Origin of the sequence: Streptomyces sp. NPDC050619 (genome assembly GCF_040654815.1) — a bacterium.
GTDB lineage: Bacteria > Actinomycetota > Actinomycetes > Streptomycetales > Streptomycetaceae > Streptomyces.
On sequence record NZ_JBFAIR010000003.1, the window covers coordinates 91,805 to 109,007 of the forward strand.

Here is a 17,203-nt window from a genome sequence, read left to right on the forward strand (position 1 = left end):
CTCATGAGCGGGAAGGCGGACCCCCGGCCGGCGGGGGAAGGGACCACCTCGAGGACGCGGTTGGACCGGGGGCGTGGAGCGCTCGGGCCCGCCTTGGAGCTCGTGCACACCGGACGCGCCCCGACCCGCGCCGTGCTCACCGCCGAACTCGGCGTGACCCGGGCCACGGCCGGTGCCGTCGCCGCCGAACTGGAGGCGCTCGGGCTGATCCGCGTGGACGCCCGGCCCGGCGCGGCGGCCGGCTCCCAGGGGCGGCCCTCGCACCGGCTCGCGGTCGCCGAGGACGGGCCCGTCGTGCTGGCCGCACAGGTGCACGCCGACGGCTTCCGGGCGGCCCTGGTCGGCCTGGGCGGGCGGATCGTCGCCACCGCGCCCGGCTGCGAGACCGTCGACGCCGACCCGGCGAAGGTCCTCGGCTCCGTCGTGGAAGCGGGCGCCGAACTGCTGCACACCACCGGACGGCGCTGTGTGGGCGCCGGGCTCGCCGTGCCGTCCGCGGTCGCCGAGCCGGACGGACTCGCGCTGAACCCGCTGCACCTGGCCTGGTCCGTGGGCGCGCCGGTGCGCCGCATCTTCGACGAGTGCGTGCGCGCGGCCGGCATCACCGGACCGGCGTTCGCGGGCAACGACGTCAACCTCGCCGCACTCGCCGAGCACCGGCACGGCGCGGGCCGCGGCGCCCGCGACCTGCTGTGCGTGGCCACCGGGCACCGAGGCGTGGGCGGCGCGCTGGTGCTGGACGGGCGCCTGCACACGGGCAGCTCCGGGCTGGCGCTCGAAGTCGGCCACCTCACCGTCAACCCCGAGGGCCGCCCCTGCCATTGCGGCAGCCGCGGCTGCCTCGACGTCGAGGCCGACCCGCTGGCCTTCCTCACGGCCGCCGGACTCGACCCCGGGCCCGAGCTGTCCCTGGTGCAGCAGGCCAACGACCTGATCCGCGACCACTACGACGACCCGGCCGTCCGCACCGCCACCGAGACCCTGATCGACCGGCTGGGCCTCGGCCTCGCGGGCCTGGTGAACATCCTCAACCCGGACCGCATCATCCTCGGCGGCCTCCACCGCACCCTCCTCGACGCCGACCCCGACCGCCTGCGCGCGGTCGTCGCCGACCGCAGCCTGTGGGGACAGAGCGGCGGCGTCCCCATCCTGGCGTGCACCCTCGACCACAACAGCCTGGTCGGAGCGGCGGAGCTGGCATGGCAACCGGTACTGGACGACCCCCTGGGCGCGCTGGCTGGGTAGGCTCGTGACATGCGGATCTCTGTCTCCTCCGACATGGACGAACCCGTGGCGCGCGGCCTCGTCACGGAACTGCGCACGCGCGGCCACGAGGTCAGCGCGCACGGGGCGCTGAAGGACGGCGACGACCCCCAGTGGGCCGTCTGCTCGGAGGCGGCCGCCCGCGAGGTCGCCGCCGGGACGGCCGACCAGGCGATCGTGTGCTGCTGGACCGGCACGGGCGCCTCGATCGCCGCGAACAAGGTGCCCGGCGTGCGAGCCGCCCTGTGCACGGACGCGTACACCGCGGACGGGGCCCGCCGCTGGAACGACGCCAACGTGCTGGCCCTGAGCCTGCGACTGACGTCCGAACCACTGCTCAAGGAGATCCTCGACGCCTGGTTCACCGCCGAGGCCAGCACGGACACCGAGGACCGACAGAACGTGTCCCGCGTCGGACGACTCGACCTCGGCAGGAACACGCCGTAGGCACACGTTGATCGACTCGTTCTCGAGCGGGGCATGGCCGGGCGGTGGCTCAGCGCCACTCCACGGCGAAGGCCCGGCGAGGGTTCTCCGTGAGGACACGCTCCGCCAGGTCCGCACCCAGAGCGAGCGCGAGCCGCGGTCGCACCCGGCGCAGCAGATACGGCATTCCCGGGCCGCCGGCGACCGAGCGGGCCGCCGCGGTCGTGGTGTCGCCACCGAGGAGCAGCCGGTCCCCGTGGCCCGCGTCGGCGAGCGCCCGTACGGCGTCCGGCATCCGCCAGTCCGTGGCGTGATGGGCGCGTGACGGCCCGTCGAAGGCGAGACAGCAGCCCGACTCGGCGGCCTGACGGTGCACGACGAAGTCGGGGGAGCGGTTGAGGTGGCCCAGGACCACCCGTCGCGGCGGCACGCCCAACTCCCCGCACAACAGGTCCAGTACGTCCAGCGCGCCAGTACCCAGCTCCAGATGGACGGCGATGGGCGCTCCCGTCGCGTGGTGGGCCTCGGCCGCCGCGGTCATGGTCCAGCGGGCGTGCGCGTCGAGGGCGTGGAAGCCGCCGGCGACCTTGATCAGCCCGGCACGGACCCCCGACGTGCCGATGCCGTCCGTCAGTTCGGCGACGAAGACCTCGGCGAGCCTGCCGCGCAGCGCCTTCAGCGTCGCGTCGTCGTAGTGCACGGCCTGGTGCAGTCCGGTCGCGGCCACCACATGCACGCCGCTCTCCCGGGACAACGGCGGCAGATCGGCGGCCCGTCTGCCCAGCCCGTACGGCGTCCACTGCACCACGCTGCCGCCGCCCAGCTCCCGGAACGCGGTCAGCTCGGCCCGCGCCGCGGGGATGCTGCGCAGCTCCTGGCCGGGCAGTTGGGGACTGCCGAGGAACAGGTGGTCGTGCGCGTCGCACACGCCGAGCTGCTCCGGGGGTACGTCCCCGAGCACGGTGCGGACCGCGCTCACCACTGCCGCCCCCGCGGCAGCCCTTCGCGCCCCGGCGCCGACAGGTGCAGGACCCGGAACACATCCCCGTCCGCCTTGGGCGTGTCATGGTCCCAGAGCGAGAAGTGGACCAGCTCCCAGCGGCTCGTGTCGACGGCCACCGCCGCGAGTACCGCGCCGTCCTCCCCGGCCAGCCGCCCGGTCTCGCGCACCGCGTCCTCCACCATCTCACCCAACCGCACCCCGTCCGGCACGCGCTGCCGCCTGCGCACCGCCACCCGCGCGGGCGAGCCGACGGCGCCGCCCTCCTCGTACGCCACCCCCGTCCACTGCCGGACCGACGGCCGCCCGAAGTCGTCACTGAGCCCCTGGAAGGCGCCGCCCCAGAGGAAGGAGTTCATCCCCTCCACGGTGTTCCACAGGTAGAAGGGCGCGTACTGGTTGACCGGCGAGCCGTCCACCCCGCGTTGGCGCAGCAGATACGCCTTGATGCCGAGGCCCGCCCAGTCGTCGAGCAGATGCCCGACCCGGGCGACCCGGCCGCGGATGATGCCCATGTCGTAGTCGGCGGGCAGGGTGAGCTCGTACTGCATGGCGTGCATCAGGAGGAACTCCTCTACAGGGGCTGGGTGTTGCGCTGGAGCGCGAGCAGGGAGAGCAGCCCCCGGACACCCGCGTCGAAGGCCGCCGGTGATCCGGACGCGCGGGCGAGGACGTACCCGCCCTGGACGGTGGAGAGCACGGCCGCGGCGATCTCCTCGCCGTCCAGCGAGGGCGCGAACTGGCCCTGCTCCTTGCCCTCCTCGACGATCCCGGCGAGCCGTTCCCGGATCCAGTCCAGCGTCTCGTCGACCGGCGCGCGCAGTTCGTCGCTGGCGACGATGTCCGGATCCATCGTCAGCCGCCCGATCGGACACCCGCGCAGCACCTCACGCTCCCGCCGCAGATACGCCTCGATGCGCTCGTACGGCGTGCCCGGAGCGCTGAGTACTCCCTCGGCGGTAGCCCGCAACTCCTCGGCCGTCCGCCGGATCGCGGCCAGGGCGAGGTCCGGCTTCCCCTTGAAGTGGTGGTACATGCTGCCCTGTCCGGCACCCGCGCGCTCCAGGATGGCCTTGGGGCTGGTGCCCACATAGCCGCGCTCCCACAGCAGTTCACGGGTGGACTCGATCAGTCGCTCCGAGGTGCTCACGCACGCACTGTACATACTAGTAGTTACAGAAGTCGAGGCCGAGTGGAGCAGTGACGACGAACGTGCGTACTCCCCGCGAGGTACGCCTATTGCCGCTGGCCGTACGACGACCCGGACCCCTCTCCGGAGCCACTGTCGAGACATCACGAAAGACCTCACCGAGGAGATGACCCGACATGCAGACCCTGGCGCACTTCGCAGACGGCGGCCCCGGCCCGTGGATCCTGTTCTTCCCCCTGATCTGGGCGGCCGTCGTGATCGGCGGCATCACCCTCCTGCGCCGCACCGTGTGGCGCGGACGCGGCGGACCCCGGCAGCGGCGCTCCGCCGTCGAGGACAACTCGCCCATCGCCGTGCTCGGCCACCGCTTCGCCTCCGGCGAGATCGACGAGGACGAGTACTGGCGCCGGCTGTCCGTCCTGGACGAGCAGTTCGGCCGCATGGGCAAGGGCGGTGCGGCATGACCACCACGACCGCCACCGTCAGCACGCTGCCGGCCGCCCGGGTCGTCGACGCCGTGAAGGTGTACGGCAGCGGCGACACCGCGGTGAGGGCCCTGGACGGGGTGAGCGTCGACTTCCCGGTCGGCCGCTTCACCGCGATCATGGGGCCCTCGGGCTCCGGCAAGTCCACCCTGATGCACTGCGCGGCCGGCCTCGACACCCTCACCTCGGGCGCCGCCCACATCGGCGACACCGAACTCGGCTCCCTCGACGACCGCCGCCTCACCCTGCTGCGCCGCGACCGCGTCGGCTTCGTGTTCCAGGCGTTCAACCTGGTGCCGACGCTGACCGTCGCGGAGAACATCCGGCTGCCCCTGGACCTCGCGGGCACCAAGGGCGACCGGGAGTGGATCGACGCGCTGATCGACGTCGTCGGCCTGCGCGACCGGCTCCACCACCGGCCCTCCGAGCTCTCCGGCGGCCAGCAGCAACGCGTCGCCGTGGCGCGGGCGTTCGCCGGCCGGCCGGACGTCGTCTTCGCCGACGAGCCGACCGGCAACCTCGACTCCCGCTCCGGCGAGGAGGTCCTCGGGCTGCTCGGCCGCGCCGTCCGCCAGACGGCCCGCACGGTCGTCATGGTCACCCACGACCCGGTCGCCGCCGCCCACGCGGACGAGGTCGTCTTCCTCGCCGACGGACGCCTGGTCGACCGTATGGAATCCCCGACCGCCGACAAGGTCCTGGACCGCCTGAAAGCCTTCGAGGTGCCCTCATGAACGCCTCCGTACGCCTGAGCGTGTCCTCCCTGCGCGCCCACAAGCGGCGTTTCGCCGGGACGTTCCTCGCGGTGTTCCTCGGCGTCGCCTTCCTCGCCGGGACGCTCGTCATGGGCGACACGCTGCGCGCCAGCTTCGACACCATGTTCGGCAACGCGACCAGCGGCACCGACGCCGTCGTCCGCAGCGCCGACGACATCACCACGCCCGGCGAGAGCCAGGGCATACGGCAACCGGTCAGCACCGACCTGGTGAGCACCCTCGAGAAGGTCCCGGGCGTCGCGGCCGCCGCCCCCAACATCGAGGGCGCGGGCCAGCTCGTCGGCGCGAACGGCGACCCCATCGGCGGCCAGGGCCCGCCCACCCTCGCCGGCAACTGGATTGCCGACCCGGAGCTCAACCCGTACCGGCTCGCCGAGGGCCGCGCCCCCGAGAAGTCCGGCGAGGTCGTCGTCAACCGCGGCGCCGCCGAGACGGGCGACCTGAAGATCGGCGACACGACGACCCTGCGCACACCCGACCCCGTCAAGGTGACGATCGTCGGCCTCGCGACCTTCGGCGGCGAGGACGGCATGGCGCAGGTGACCTTCACCGGCATGACCCGGGCCGACGCCGAGAAGTACCTCACGGCCAGGCCCGGTCAGGCGGCGAGCATCCAGGTGCGGGCCGGACCCGGCGTCAGCCGGCAAGAGCTGGTCGACCAGCTGACTCCCGTCCTGCCCAAGGGGGTTGAGGCCATCACCGGTCAGGAGTCGGCCGAGGAGAACACGGACATGATCTCCAGCCAGTTCCTGACCCTCTTCACCACCTTCCTGCTGGTGTTCTCCGGCATCGCCCTGCTGGTCGCCACCTTCTCCATCCACAACACCTTCGCGATCGTCGTCGCCCAACGCACCCGGGAGAACGCCCTGTTGCGGGCCCTGGGCGCCTCGCGCCGCCAGGTCACCGCCTTCACGCTCGTCGAGGCGAGCGCCGTGGCCGTGATCGCGTCGGCCGCGGGCCTGGCGGGCGGCATCGGCATCGCCGCCGGGCTCCAGGCACTCTTCCCGGCCATCGGATTCCCCTTCCCCGAGGGCAACTTGGTGATCAGCGCCCTGTCGATGGCGCTGCCGCTCGCGGTCGGCATCGTGGTCTGCCTGGGCTCCGCCCTGCTCCCCGCCGCCCGAGCCGGCCGCACCGCTCCCCTCGCCGCACTGCGCGAGACGGCCGTCGACTCCTCCGGCGCCTCCCGCTTCCGCGCCGTCACCGGCATGGGCCTGGCCGCCCTCGCGCTCGCCGTGACCCTCACCGGCGTCCTGGTGTCACCGTCCCTCTGGCTGGCGGGAACAGGCGCCGTCCTGGCCCTGGCCTCCTTCGTGGTCCTGGGCCCGGTCGCCTCCACGACGGCCGTACGCGTCCTCGGCGGCCCGCTCGACAAGCTGCGCGGCGTCACCGGCGGCCTCGCCCGGCGCAACGCCCTGCGCAGCCCCAAACGGACGGCCGCCACCGCCAGCGCCCTGATGATCGGCGTGGCCGTCGTCTCGCTGTTCACGGTGTTCGGGGCCTCGCTGAAGGCGACCATGGACCAGACCGTCTCCCGGTCCTTCGCGGGTGACGTGGCTGTCAGCACCCCGTCGTTCGGCGGAGGCGGCAGCGGTCTGAGCCCCCGGCTCGCCGGAGCGGCCCAGGAACTGCCCGAGGTGGACACGGCCGTCGGACTCGGCCGCGGTGTCGCCGAAGTCGACGGCAAGGGGCGCGCGTTGACCGTCACCGACCCGGTCGCGCTGGAGCGCACCTTCGACCTCGGCAAGATCGACGGCTCCCTGACCGGCCTCGGCACCGACGGCCTCGCCGTCACCGAGAACGAGGCCGACAAGCAGGGCCTGAAGACCGGCGACAAGGCACGACTCACCTTCACCGACGGCAGGACGCAGACCTTCACCGTCCGCGCGGTCTACGGCCAGTCCGAGCTCGCCGGCGACTACGTCATCACCCGCGCCGCCTGGGCCCCGCACCGCACCCAGGACTCCGACACCCTCGTCGCCGTCTCCTTCAAGGACGGCGTGAGCACGGACGCGGGCAAGGCCGCGGTGGAGAAGGTCGCCGACGGGTACGGCAACCCCGAGGTGCAGACCCGCGACGAGTACGCGCAGTCCTCGGCCGGCGGCATCGACATGATGCTCACGCTCGTCTACGCGCTGCTCGCGCTCGCGGTGCTCATCGCGCTGCTCGGCATCGCCAACACACTGACCCTGGCGATCCACGAGCGCACCCGCGAACTGGGTCTGCTGCGGGCCGTCGGCCAGACCCGGTCCCAGCTGCGGGCCATGGTCCGCTGGGAGTCGGTCCTGGTCGCCGCCTTCGGCACGGTGAGCGGGCTGGCCCTCGGCGGCTTCCTCGGCTGGGTGCTGGTGAAGGCCTCGGACGGGGCGAGCGACAGCGCGTTCGCCTTCGCGATGCCGCCCCTGCAACTCGCGGTGGTGGCCCTGGTGGGGCTCGCGGCAGGCGCCCTCGCGGGCTGGCGCCCGGCCCGGCGCGCGGCCCGCCTGGATGTGCTGCGGGCCATCGCCACGGAGTGACGGGGCGGGCCGCCTTCAGCCCACCCCCGTGTGGGCCCACCCACGGTGCGGGCTCACCCCGCCACGGCGCGGGCCCACCAACCGTTCCTTTGCAGTGAGCGGGAGTGAGTCCGCCCACTGGCACGCCCCGAACGGTCTTGGGCGCACTGGTCGTCCCCCGCGGCCGGAGGCCGCTGATGGGCGCTGCCGCAACCGGGCAGCGACACGGATCCTGTCCGTGGTCCGATCCGGAGGGCGGAGTCCCCCACGACCTGACCTATGGATGCGGCCAGAGGCGACGGGGAGGCCCTGAACCATCACTCCGGTGGAGCAGGGGCCCCGCACGCTGGCACCGCACCCGGCGTCCCAGATCGCACGATCACGCTAACCCGGACAGCCCAAGGCGCCGCAAGCTCGCAGGCGGACCATCACACGATCGAGCTAACTCGACACCGGCTTTGGCGCCCCGCAGGCGAGCGAACCACAAGAGGTGCGTGTCAGCCGGCAACGGCCGACCGGGCGGGTGCGTGTTCGGGCCTGCGCAGGTCGACGGTGTGCTCGACCTCCGCGAACCGGTGCGCGGGCTTGTCCATGACCACGCGCCGCAGGGGGCGCGCGGCCTGCGCCGGTGTCGACGAGGATGTCGGCAGCGTGAACCAGACGATCTTGCCCGACTCGCCGTCCGGCCGCGCGCCCCAGCTCTCGCTGACCGCGGCGACCATCGCGAGCCCACGCCCATGAGTGGCGAGCCCGTCCGCGTCCTCGCCGTCCGCGACGACGATGTCCTCCACGACCGGCAGACGCGGGTCGTGGTCGCGCACCGAGACCATGAGCCGGTCGAGCAGCAGCTCGATCTCCACGGTGCACGTCTTGTCGGGCCGGGCGTGTCGGTGGACGTTCGTCAACAGCTCCGTCACACCGAGCGCGGCCCGGTCTATGAGGGGGTCCAGATGCCAGTAGCGCAACTGCGCCGATACGATCCTGCGGACCTGGCCGATCCGCGACGGCAGGGCTTGGAGCTCCACCGCGCAGTGCCTGCTTGGGTGACTGATCACGGCTGCGACTCCCCGACTTGAGGTCCGGAAGAACACGGAGTTCGGATCGATCCAGCAGAGTGCCTGCGTGAAACGGCCGCCTGCTGTCGTGGCCGACGGGCTGGTTCTCAGCGTTATCGCCGGTAAACCCAGAGTGATGTGAGACCAGCGTGACGCAGGGGGTGGGGTACCGCAACTCGCGGTGACTCAGCGACTACGCCCCGCAGCCCTTCGTACGGCTTCGATGAACCGGCGTGCCGCGGGCGGGCCCGGCTCGCCGGGCGCGGGGTCGTGATCGCCCAGGGTCAGCAGGTAGCGCTTGCCGTTGAGATCCGCCAGCGCCCGGTCGTCCGCGGCGAACCAGGGCTTGGAGGCGCGCACCGCCTGCACCGGCGCGCTGTCGATCTCGCTGCCGTAACTGGTGAGCAGTTCCAGCCTGCCGCCGCTGATCCGGACCTGTCCGGCCCGGGTGAGCGAGCGCAGCCGCTTGCCTATGCGCACGCCAGTCGCCCTGAACTCCGGCTCCGCCATCCCGCCCCGCCCCCTTGTGCGTGTGGGTGTACCGGCCCGCTCTCCCGCGTGGCCGACGTCCCGTTCGTGTCGTGATCCAGTGTGCGCCCCCGCTCGGACCTGCGTCCCGTCGGGCAGTCTGCCCGCCCCCGGCGTCGAGCACCAGTACGCATGAGGGTACGGCCGACGGCGCCCGGAGCACTCGCGCGAATGCGCCCCCCACGGGCGGCCGCAGGTTTGCCCCAGGGGTGCCTTTGAGCTGCTCAAAGGTGTGTTTATGCAGGTGAGAGGGGTGTGGGAGGTGTCTATGATCGGTGTGTCGGCCGCACGAGGCGCCGTCGGCGCGCAGCGTAAGGAGCCCTGCCGTGAGCACCCCTCAGCAGACCCGGGCCGCCGAAACCCTTGACGTCGACCGCAGCGACGCCGCCTATCGCGGCTGGCTGAAAGAGGCCGTCCGCAAGGTCCAGGCCGATGCCAACCGCTCGGCCGACACCCACCTGCTCCGTTTCCCACTGCCGGAGAAGTGGGGCATCGACCTGTACCTGAAGGACGAGTCGACGCTCCCGACCGGCAGCCTCAAGCACCGGCTCGCCCGCTCGCTGTTCCTCTACGGCCTGTGCAATGGCTGGATCCGGCCGGGCCGCCCGGTGATCGAGGCGTCCAGCGGCTCGACGGCCGTCTCCGAGGCGTACTTCGCGAAACTGATCGGCGTGCCCTTCATCGCCGTCATGCCGCGCACGACGAGCGCCGAGAAGATCCGCCTGATCGAGTTCCACGGTGGGCAGTGCCACTTCGTGGACGACTCACGGAAGATGTACGAGGAGTCCGCCCGCCTCGCGACGGACACCGGCGGCCACTACATGGACCAGTTCACCTACGCCGAACGGGCCACGGACTGGCGCGGGAACAACAACATCGCCGAATCCATCTTCCGTCAGCTTCGGTTGGAGCGGTTCCCGGAGCCCGCGTGGATCGTCGCGACGGCGGGCACCGGTGGCACCTCGGCGACCATCGCGCGCTACGTCCACTACATGCAGCACGACACCCGCATCTGTGTCGCCGATCCGGAGAACTCGTGTTTCTTCGAGGGCTGGACCACCGGCGATCCGGGCGTCACGTGCGACTGGAGTTCGCGTATCGAGGGCATCGGCCGCCCGCGTATGGAGCCGAGCTTCGTGCCCGGCGCGATCGACCGGATGATGAAGGTCCCGGACGCGGCCAGCGTCGCCGCCGTACGGGCCCTGGAATCGGCCATCGGCCGCAAGGCGGGCGGTTCGACGGGCACCGGGCTGTGGGGCGCGCTGAAGATCGTCGCGGAAATGGTGGCCGAGGGGCGGCAGGGGAGCGTGGTGACGCTGCTGTGCGACCCGGGGGACCGCTACCTGGACAAGTACTACTCGGACGCGTGGCTCGCCGAACAGGGCCTGGACATCAGGCCGTACACGGCGGCGATCACCTCACTGCTGGCGACGGGGAACTGGCCCTCCTGAGTCACCGCGGGGCCAGCCGCCTCTCCAGTGCCCCCGCCGCGTCCCTGAACGCGTGTCCGAGGCCCGCCCGGGCGGACTTCAGTACCAGCCGGAACGGCGGCGTGCCGTCGGCGGCGAACGTCCACTGCACACGCGTGCCGGTTCCGGCCGGCGTGAGCCGCCACTCCTCGACCAGTGCACGCAGGCCCGGCGCGTTGGTCACGTCCGCGCGATAGGCGTACACCTCCGCCTCTTTCGCCGCGAGCACCGTCTCCAGGAAGCGCGTCCCGCCCTTGAGCCGGACCTCGCGCCGGGCGCCGTCGTCGATGGGCCGGGCGAGCGTCACCGCCGCGAACCACTCGCTCCAGCCGGGCACGTCCTCGGCGAGCGCGTGAAAGACCGCCTCGGGAGCGGCGGAGATCTCCCGGGCGAAGACGAGGCGTACGGGGGCGGAGCCGACGAAGTCGATCCCCACCGGACGCAGCTGGCGAGCCATGGGCTGAACCCCCCTGAGGGAGACGGCTGGTTGACCGGGCAGCGTCACCTTAGCTGACGGTCAGTCACCTGTCTGCGCCGCTTCCTGCTCGCCCGCCACGACCAGGCGCCGCAGATGCTCCGCCACCTCCACGCGCGCGTCGCCCGACAGCCCGGAGTCCGTCACCAGCGTGTCGACCTGCTCCAGTGACGCGAACGAACTCAGGCCCACCGTCCCCCACTTGGTGTGGTCGGCGACCACCACGACCCGCCGCGCCGACTGCACGAGGCGGCGGTTGGTCTCGGCCTCCGCGAGGTTCGGCGTCGACAGGCCGGCCTCGACCGATATCCCGTGCACCCCGAGGAACAGCACATCGAAGTGGAGGGCCGCGATCGCCTGGTCGGCCACCGGCCCCACCAGTGAGTCGGACGGGGTGCGCACCCCGCCGGTCAGCACCACCGTGGCCGCGCCCTGCCGAGGGCCGGAGGTGCGCTGCGCCGCGTGGAAGACGTCGGCCACCCGCACCGAGTTGGTGACGACGGTCAGGTCCGGCACGTCCAGCAGATGGTGCGCCAGCGCGAACGTGGTCGTACCGCCCGACAGCGCGATCGCGCTGCCCGGCGCGACCAGCTCGGCCGCGGCCAGCGCGATGTCCTCCTTGGCGGTCAGCTCCAGGCCCGACTTCGCCTCGAAGCCCGGCTCGTGCGTGCTCGCCTCGACCACCGGGACGGCGCCGCCGTGCACCTTCTCCAGGACACCCTGCCGGGCGAGCGCGTCGAGATCGCGCCGTACGGTCATGTCCGACACGCCGAGCTTGCGGGTCAGCTCGTTGACGCGGACGCCGCCACGGCGCCGGACCTCGTCGAGGATCAGGGCGCGCCGCTGCTCCGCGAGGAGGTTCTGATTCTCACTCACGTACGCTCCGGTCCTTTCGCCTCAAGCCGTCCGACACGCCTCGCGCACCCTCCCCCGACTCGCGACTTCGCTCGAGTCCGGGGACCCCCATCGACCAGGAGATTTTGCCCGACCCTGGTGCGCAGGCGTCCCATCCTCGCACGGGCCGTGTCGGCTCGCGCCACCGACCGTCACGACGTGCGCATGCCATCCGGTCGCGCATCGAAGCCCGCGACGTCACACGGATCGGGGAGATTCCGTAAGAAGGGGTGTACGCCGCCCGCGGAGCGGAGATCCTGTTGCCCGCACGGACAGATGCCGACGGCGCGTCACGGGGGAAGTGCGAACAGTGGAACATGTGCAGAAGGATGCCTCGACCGGCGCAGCCGAGGGCCGCGCGGCGCGGCCCGAGGAACCCGGAACAGCCCTGGAACTCCTGGTCCATGGAGTGGGCGGCACCACACCCGAGCGGATGCTCGACGATCCGCGCACGGTGCGGATCACCGGCGACGACACGGCGGCCGTCTTCCGGCGCGCCGAGGACGTGGACGCGGAGTCCAGGCCGGACGACTACCGCGGCCGTCCGGTGCCCGAGGCGTACGTGTGGTCCAACCTCACCTCCGGCAACGGCACCCGCGCCCTGTGGCTGTTGCTGCTGCCGTTCATGGTCGTCAACCTGGCCCACTGGATGCGGCCCACCGCCCGCGGACGCCGGCGGACGGTCCGCCTGTACGGCCTGCTGGTGCGGCTCGCCGGACTGACCCTGACGGTGTTGCTGGTCGCCGCCGTCTGCGAGGTCGCCCTGGACCTGGCGGCCTGGCAGTGCGCGGGCACGCCCGCCTGTGCCGAGCGGCACTCCTGGCTCGGCTTCCTCTCGCCCGAGGTCTCGGACGGCGGCTGGTGGAGCCGGCCGGGTCGGCGTCTGGCCCTCGCGGCCCTTGTCCCGGCCGCGCTCACCGGGCTGCTGTGGTACCTGTCCCACCGCACCTGGAGTGCGTACGAGTCCCAGGAGCCGATGTCCCGGCCGATCGAGCCCGACCTGGAGGCTGGCCGCACCGCGCTCAGCCGGCCCGGCTTCTGGTACGGGCGCCGCCTGGTGGCCCGGCTGCGCGCCGCGCACACCGCCGCGGGCCTCCTGACGATCGCCGCGGCGGTGGGCACGTCGGCCGCACGGTTCGACCACCGCCCGGGCGGGCCCGCACTGCTCGACCTACTGGGCCGGCTCCTGGAAGCGGCGCTGATCGCCGCCGCGGTGGCCGTGGTGTGGGTGGTCTGCCGCCGGGGCCGCAGCGAGCGCCGCCTCGACCAGGAGCTCGACGCCCGTCTCGTACGACGGCTGTCGTCGGCCGTCCTCGTCCTGCTCGCCCTCTCCGCGCTGTACGCGGGGTGGGAGCGCCCGGGGTGGGAATCGGCCGGCCGGTTGCCGGGCGACGCGACATTCAGCGCCGTCGCCCTGGTCCAGGGCCTGCTGGTGATCGCCCTGTGCGTGGTCGCCCACCTGCTGCACGGCATCCGTCCCGACCGCCGCGCCGCGATGCGCGGCCTGGGCGGCCCCGCCGTCGCGATGCTGGCCTGCGCGCTCGGCGGACTGATGTCCGGCGGCGTGTCCCAGCGGGTCGCGGACTGGCTGGACGGCACCGGCGGGCACATCCCCGGCCCGCCGGTCGTGCTGACCTGGCAGGCGTCCGTGATCCCGCCGCTGCTCGTCGTCGTGCTCGTGTTCTGCGGCTGGCTGGGATGGCGCACCTGGCTGCTGCACCGCGGCGAACTCGGCGCGGTGCAGCGCGACTACCCGGGTGAGCCGCAGGACACCACCCGCACCCGCCGCATCGCGCGGACCCGCGCGCTGGCCACGCTCACCGACCGAGCACCCCTGCTCGTCGCGGTCACCGCCGCCGCGACCCTGCTGCTGGGCGCCGGCGCCCTCGTCGGCGCGATGGCCACCGCCCATGCGCCCGGCGAGGCCGCACGGCACACGTACGCCGCCGTCGAGAGCGCCGCCGAGACCGCCGAGGCGCTGGGCTCCTGGCTGATCGGAGTCGGCTTCATACTGTTCGTCACCTGGGGCCGGCGCGCCTACAAGGACCCCTCCGCCCGGCGCACCATCGGCATCCTGTGGGACGTCGGCACCTTCTGGCCCCGCGCCGCCCACCCCTTCGCCCCACCCTGCTACGCCGAGCGGGCGGTACCGGACCTGACCTGGCGGATGGCGACCTGGACCCGCGCCACCGGCGGCCGGCTCGTCATCTCCGGGCACTCACAGGGCAGCGTGCTGGCCGCCGCGGCGGCCTGGCAACTGACGCCGTCGGACCGCAGACGCGTCGCGCTGCTGACCTACGGCTCCCCGCTGGAGCGCCTCTACGGCCGCTGGTTCCCGGCCCACTTCGGCCCGGCCGCGCTCAGCGCCCTGCACGACGACGTCGACTGCTGGCGCAATCTGCACCGGCTCACCGACCCCATCGGCGGCCCGGTCCGCCTCTCCGGCGACTGCGGCCCGGCAGTGGACCGCGAGCCGCTCAAGGACCCCCTGGCGTACGGCAGGACAGCTGAGCATCCGCTGCCCGCGCCCATCCTCGGGCACTCCGACTACCAGGCGGACCCGGCGTTCGCCCAGGAACGGGAACGGCTGCTGGCGCGGCTGCGGCCGGAGGTGCCGGCGCCGCGCCCGGAGGCAGGGCCGCCTCAGGCCGATTCGGGCAGATCCTCGGCGTAGAGCAGCGTCAGGTCGTCCGTGCTCGGGTCGGCGAACTGGGCGACGCGGCTCGCGTGCCGCTCGACCATCCCCTCGAAGGTCTGGCGGGCGGTGCGGCCGTTGCCGAAGGCGGGACCCTTGGGGATCGCCGTGAAGTACTTCAGCAGCGCCTCCGTGGCGCCCGGTGCCAGCCGGTACTCGTGCTCCTCGGCCTGCTGCTCCACGATCCGCAGCAGCTCGTCGGGGTTGTAGTCGCTGAAGGTGATGGTCCGTGAGAAGCGGGAGGCCACGCCCGGGTTGACGGAAAGGAACCGCTCCATCTCGGCCGTGTAGCCGGCGACGATCACCACGACCGATTCCCGGTGGTCCTCCATCAGCTTCACCAGCGTGTCGATGGCCTCCTTGCCGAAGTCGCGGCCCGAGTCCTCCGGTGACAGGGCGTACGCCTCGTCGATGAACAGCACGCCGCCGCGCGCCTTGTCGAAGGCCTCCTGGGTGCGGATCGCCGTGGAACCGATGTGCTCGCCGACCAGGTCGACGCGGGACACCTCGACCAGATGGCCCTTCTCCAGGACGCCGAGGGAGGCGAGGATCTCGCCGTAGAGCCGGGCGACCGTCGTCTTGCCGGTGCCGGGGGAGCCCGTGAAGACGAGGTGCCGCTTGACCGACGCGGCCTTCAGGCCCGCCTGCTGCCGGCGCCGGCCCACCTCGATCATGTCGGTGAGGGCCCGCACCTCGCGCTTGACGCTGTCCAGGCCGACCAGCGCGTCCAGTTCGCCGAGGACGTCCTTCGAGGTGCGCGCCGGCTTCTTGGGCTCCGCGGCCGCGACGAGCGGCTCCTGCTCGGTGGTGCGCTGCCCGGGGATCGCGCCCAGCAGGCCGGGGGAGTGCTGAGCCGTCTCTACGGCAGTCTCCCGCGCGGCGGGGGGCGTGATGCTCCCGCTCTCGTCGCTGGTGCAGTCCTCCACGACGGGACCCACGCCGGACGCCGCGTCCGGGCCGCCCTCCGCGAACTCGTACCCACCGCGGGCGCACCGCTCCGTACGGCACTTCTTCAGCGTCGTACGGCAGCCGTCGAGCACATGGAAGCCGTAGCCGCCGCTGCCCGTCACCCGGCAGTTCAGGAAACTGCCGCGACCGCCCGCCGAGACGTAGAAGCCCGCTTCGGCCGGGGAGTCGACCGTGCAGCGCTCTATCGTCGGGTCGGCGCCCTTGGTGACGATCACGCCGGTCTGCGTGCCGTCCAGGGTGCAGTTGCTGAGGGTGCCTCCGCTGCCGTGGTCGCGGAACCACGCGCCCGTCGCCGCGTCCCGGATGCGGCAGTCGTCGAGCTGCGCGGTGGCGCCGTCGCTCACCGACACGGCCGTGTTGCGGACCTGGGAGAGGTCGCTGTCGACGACGTCCGCGCGCGAGCCGCGGTCGAGGACGAACAGGGCGTCCGGCACGTCGTGCACGCGGCAGGAGTCGAGCACCGCGGTGGCGCCGTCGCTGACCCAGACGGCCGGGTAGTCGCCGGTGCTGTCGAAGATCTCGCACTGGTTGGCGTCCACCCGGGTGCCCGGGTCCCACACCGACAGGCCGTTGCGCCCGAACTGACGCACTGTCGTGCGGGTCAGCGTGAGGACGGAGCGCGAGCGCAGGTCGACCGCGTTCTCCGGGATGTCGTGGATGCGGCAGTCGGCCAGGGTCAGCACGGCGTCCGTGTCGAGGGTGACGCCGTCGCCGGTGGTGCGGTGCACATCGCAGTCGGTGAGGTGTGCGGTGGCCCGGGCGGTGACCTGGACGCCGCTGCCCCGCACCTCGTAGACCTCGCAACCCACGGCCTCCAGCGCGGAGTTCTCGCCGGTCGCCGACAGGCCCACGCCCGAGGCGTGGTGCACCCGGCAGCGCTCCAGACGGGGATGCCCGCCGTCGCGGACCGCGACGCCCGCCTGGCCGGCCGCGACGATCTCGCACTCCTCGAACACGCCGCCTCCGCCGTCGAGTACGGCGATGCCGATGCCGGCCGGGTTGTCGACGGTGCAGCGCCGTACGGTCGGCCGGGCGCCGCCGCGCACCTCGATGCCGGCCGCGGACCGGGTCACGACCCGGACGTCGGTGAGCTCCGGGGTGCCCTCCTCGACGAGCAGGGCGGGCGCTGCCGCGTCCTGGCCCTCCAGGTGCAGGTCCTGGACCACTGCCGAAGCCCGCACGGTCAACGGCACCCCGTCCAGGGGCGCGATGCGCACGGAGCCGGGGGAACCCTCGGGGCCGCGCAGCGTCACCGCCCGCTCGACGACGAGGTTCTCCCGGTAGGTGCCGGGGGCGACGGTGAGGACGTCGCCGTCCGCCGCGGCCTCCAGGGCGGCGGCGAGCGACGCGTACTCACCTGTGCGGCGCCGCCACCGCGATGTGCCGGTGTGCGTCACCTGGACCGTGCCCTGTGCCACTGTTGCTGTGCCCCCACCTCGTGGTTCTCATGGTTCGCTCGACACCGGCGCGCTCCTGCCGCTCGCTCGCGCGCGGGTTGTCGCCGAAGAGAGTTCGCCGGTCCA

At 72.8% G+C, this 17,203-nt stretch carries 15 protein-coding genes; 7 read left to right on the forward strand and 8 right to left on the reverse strand.

All coding sequences use genetic code 11. The features are described 5' to 3' along the window. Positions 1–3 precede the first annotated feature (3 nt). Positions 4–1,245 carry an ROK family protein gene (locus AB0I77_RS06455; protein WP_363281244.1) on the forward strand — a complete coding sequence of 414 codons (1,242 nt, stop codon included), beginning with the start codon at positions 4–6 and terminating at the stop codon, positions 1,243–1,245. A 9-nt stretch (positions 1,246–1,254) separates the two neighbouring features. After that, positions 1,255–1,710, forward strand: a complete 456-nt coding sequence (locus tag AB0I77_RS06460) for an RpiB/LacA/LacB family sugar-phosphate isomerase (RefSeq protein WP_363281245.1) — start codon at positions 1,255–1,257, stop codon at positions 1,708–1,710. A gap of 49 nt (positions 1,711–1,759) precedes the next feature. On the opposite strand, the gene AB0I77_RS06465 is transcribed toward AB0I77_RS06460, so the two are convergent. The 3 genes from AB0I77_RS06465 to AB0I77_RS06475 are packed head-to-tail and all read right to left on the reverse strand — an operon-like array spanning position 1,760 to position 3,854. Beyond that, on the reverse strand, positions 1,760–2,668 hold the full coding sequence (locus AB0I77_RS06465) for a phosphotriesterase (protein WP_363281246.1): 909 nt from the start codon (positions 2,666–2,668) through the stop codon (positions 1,760–1,762). Further along, positions 2,665–3,249 carry a DUF4865 family protein gene (locus AB0I77_RS06470; protein ID WP_363281247.1) on the reverse strand — a complete coding sequence of 195 codons (585 nt, stop codon included), beginning with the start codon at positions 3,247–3,249 and terminating at the stop codon, positions 2,665–2,667. Before AB0I77_RS06470 ends, AB0I77_RS06465 begins: the two co-directional genes overlap by 4 nt. 14 nt (positions 3,250–3,263) lie before the next feature. Beyond that, a complete protein-coding gene (locus AB0I77_RS06475; protein ID WP_363281248.1) occupies positions 3,264–3,854 on the reverse strand; it encodes a TetR/AcrR family transcriptional regulator in 591 nt (196 codons plus the stop codon). Positions 3,855–4,015: 161 nt separating this feature from the next. Here AB0I77_RS06475 and AB0I77_RS06480 point away from each other — a divergent pair, with 161 nt between their 5' ends. The 3 genes from AB0I77_RS06480 to AB0I77_RS06490 are packed head-to-tail and all read left to right on the forward strand — an operon-like array spanning position 4,016 to position 7,616. Continuing rightward, the gene (locus AB0I77_RS06480) at positions 4,016–4,303 is read left to right on the forward strand and encodes an SHOCT domain-containing protein (protein ID WP_363281249.1); all 288 of its coding nucleotides are present in this window, start codon (positions 4,016–4,018) and stop codon (positions 4,301–4,303) included. After that, complete coding sequence (locus tag AB0I77_RS06485) at positions 4,300–5,058, forward strand: ABC transporter ATP-binding protein (RefSeq protein WP_363281250.1); 759 nt, start codon at positions 4,300–4,302, stop codon at positions 5,056–5,058. The genes AB0I77_RS06480 and AB0I77_RS06485 overlap by 4 nt, the downstream gene beginning before the upstream one ends. Beyond that, on the forward strand, positions 5,055–7,616 hold the full coding sequence (locus AB0I77_RS06490) for an ABC transporter permease (protein WP_363281251.1): 2,562 nt from the start codon (positions 5,055–5,057) through the stop codon (positions 7,614–7,616). The genes AB0I77_RS06485 and AB0I77_RS06490 overlap by 4 nt, the downstream gene beginning before the upstream one ends. A 476-nt stretch (positions 7,617–8,092) precedes the next feature. Here AB0I77_RS06490 and AB0I77_RS06495 read toward each other — a convergent pair whose 3' ends face one another. Both AB0I77_RS06495 and AB0I77_RS06500 read right to left on the reverse strand, forming a co-directional pair. Then, a complete protein-coding gene (locus tag AB0I77_RS06495; RefSeq protein WP_363281252.1) occupies positions 8,093–8,650 on the reverse strand; it encodes an ATP-binding protein in 558 nt (185 codons plus the stop codon). A 186-nt stretch (positions 8,651–8,836) separates the two neighbouring features. Beyond that, positions 8,837–9,160: a hypothetical protein gene (locus AB0I77_RS06500; protein ID WP_363281253.1), complete on the reverse strand. Its 324-nt coding sequence runs from the start codon at positions 9,158–9,160 to the stop codon at positions 8,837–8,839. 344 nt (positions 9,161–9,504) lie between these two features. Between AB0I77_RS06500 and AB0I77_RS06505 the strand changes: the two genes are divergently transcribed. Next, on the forward strand, positions 9,505–10,629 hold the full coding sequence (locus AB0I77_RS06505) for a PLP-dependent cysteine synthase family protein (protein WP_363281254.1): 1,125 nt from the start codon (positions 9,505–9,507) through the stop codon (positions 10,627–10,629). A 1-nt stretch (position 10,630) separates the two neighbouring features. Here the strand turns inward: AB0I77_RS06505 and AB0I77_RS06510 are convergent, their stop codons facing one another. Both AB0I77_RS06510 and AB0I77_RS06515 read right to left on the reverse strand, forming a co-directional pair. After that, positions 10,631–11,104 (reverse strand): SRPBCC family protein, encoded by a 474-nt coding sequence (locus tag AB0I77_RS06510; protein WP_363281255.1) that lies wholly within the window; start codon positions 11,102–11,104, stop codon positions 10,631–10,633. A 60-nt stretch (positions 11,105–11,164) separates the two neighbouring features. After that, entirely contained in the window at positions 11,165–11,998 is an 834-nt protein-coding gene (locus AB0I77_RS06515) for a DeoR/GlpR family DNA-binding transcription regulator (RefSeq protein WP_363281256.1), read from the reverse strand. A 337-nt stretch (positions 11,999–12,335) separates the two neighbouring features. Here AB0I77_RS06515 and AB0I77_RS06520 point away from each other — a divergent pair, with 337 nt between their 5' ends. Then, positions 12,336–14,690 carry a hypothetical protein gene (locus tag AB0I77_RS06520; RefSeq protein WP_363281257.1) on the forward strand — a complete coding sequence of 785 codons (2,355 nt, stop codon included), beginning with the start codon at positions 12,336–12,338 and terminating at the stop codon, positions 14,688–14,690. On the opposite strand, the gene AB0I77_RS06525 is transcribed toward AB0I77_RS06520, so the two are convergent. Next, on the reverse strand, positions 14,660–17,098 hold the full coding sequence (locus tag AB0I77_RS06525) for a right-handed parallel beta-helix repeat-containing protein (RefSeq protein ID WP_363281258.1): 2,439 nt from the start codon (positions 17,096–17,098) through the stop codon (positions 14,660–14,662). The two genes, AB0I77_RS06520 and AB0I77_RS06525, sit on opposite strands and share 31 nt — an antisense overlap. Positions 17,099–17,203: the final 105 nt, after the last annotated feature.

What these genes read in the sequence shown, in the direction of transcription:
- AB0I77_RS06500 (WP_363281253.1), bottom strand. Translation starts at nt 9,160, where the DNA reads ATGGCGGAGCCGGAGTTCAGGGCGACTGGCGTGCGCATAGGCAAGCGG.
- AB0I77_RS06455 (WP_363281244.1), top strand. Translation starts at nt 4, where the DNA reads ATGAGCGGGAAGGCGGACCCCCGGCCGGCGGGGGAAGGGACCACCTCG.
- AB0I77_RS06460 (WP_363281245.1), top strand. Translation starts at nt 1,255, where the DNA reads ATGCGGATCTCTGTCTCCTCCGACATGGACGAACCCGTGGCGCGCGGC.
- AB0I77_RS06485 (WP_363281250.1), top strand. Translation starts at nt 4,300, where the DNA reads ATGACCACCACGACCGCCACCGTCAGCACGCTGCCGGCCGCCCGGGTC.
- AB0I77_RS06470 (WP_363281247.1), bottom strand. Translation starts at nt 3,249, where the DNA reads ATGCACGCCATGCAGTACGAGCTCACCCTGCCCGCCGACTACGACATG.
- AB0I77_RS06475 (WP_363281248.1), bottom strand. Translation starts at nt 3,854, where the DNA reads ATGTACAGTGCGTGCGTGAGCACCTCGGAGCGACTGATCGAGTCCACC.
- AB0I77_RS06490 (WP_363281251.1), top strand. Translation starts at nt 5,055, where the DNA reads ATGAACGCCTCCGTACGCCTGAGCGTGTCCTCCCTGCGCGCCCACAAG.
- AB0I77_RS06480 (WP_363281249.1), top strand. Translation starts at nt 4,016, where the DNA reads ATGCAGACCCTGGCGCACTTCGCAGACGGCGGCCCCGGCCCGTGGATC.
- AB0I77_RS06510 (WP_363281255.1), bottom strand. Translation starts at nt 11,104, where the DNA reads ATGGCTCGCCAGCTGCGTCCGGTGGGGATCGACTTCGTCGGCTCCGCC.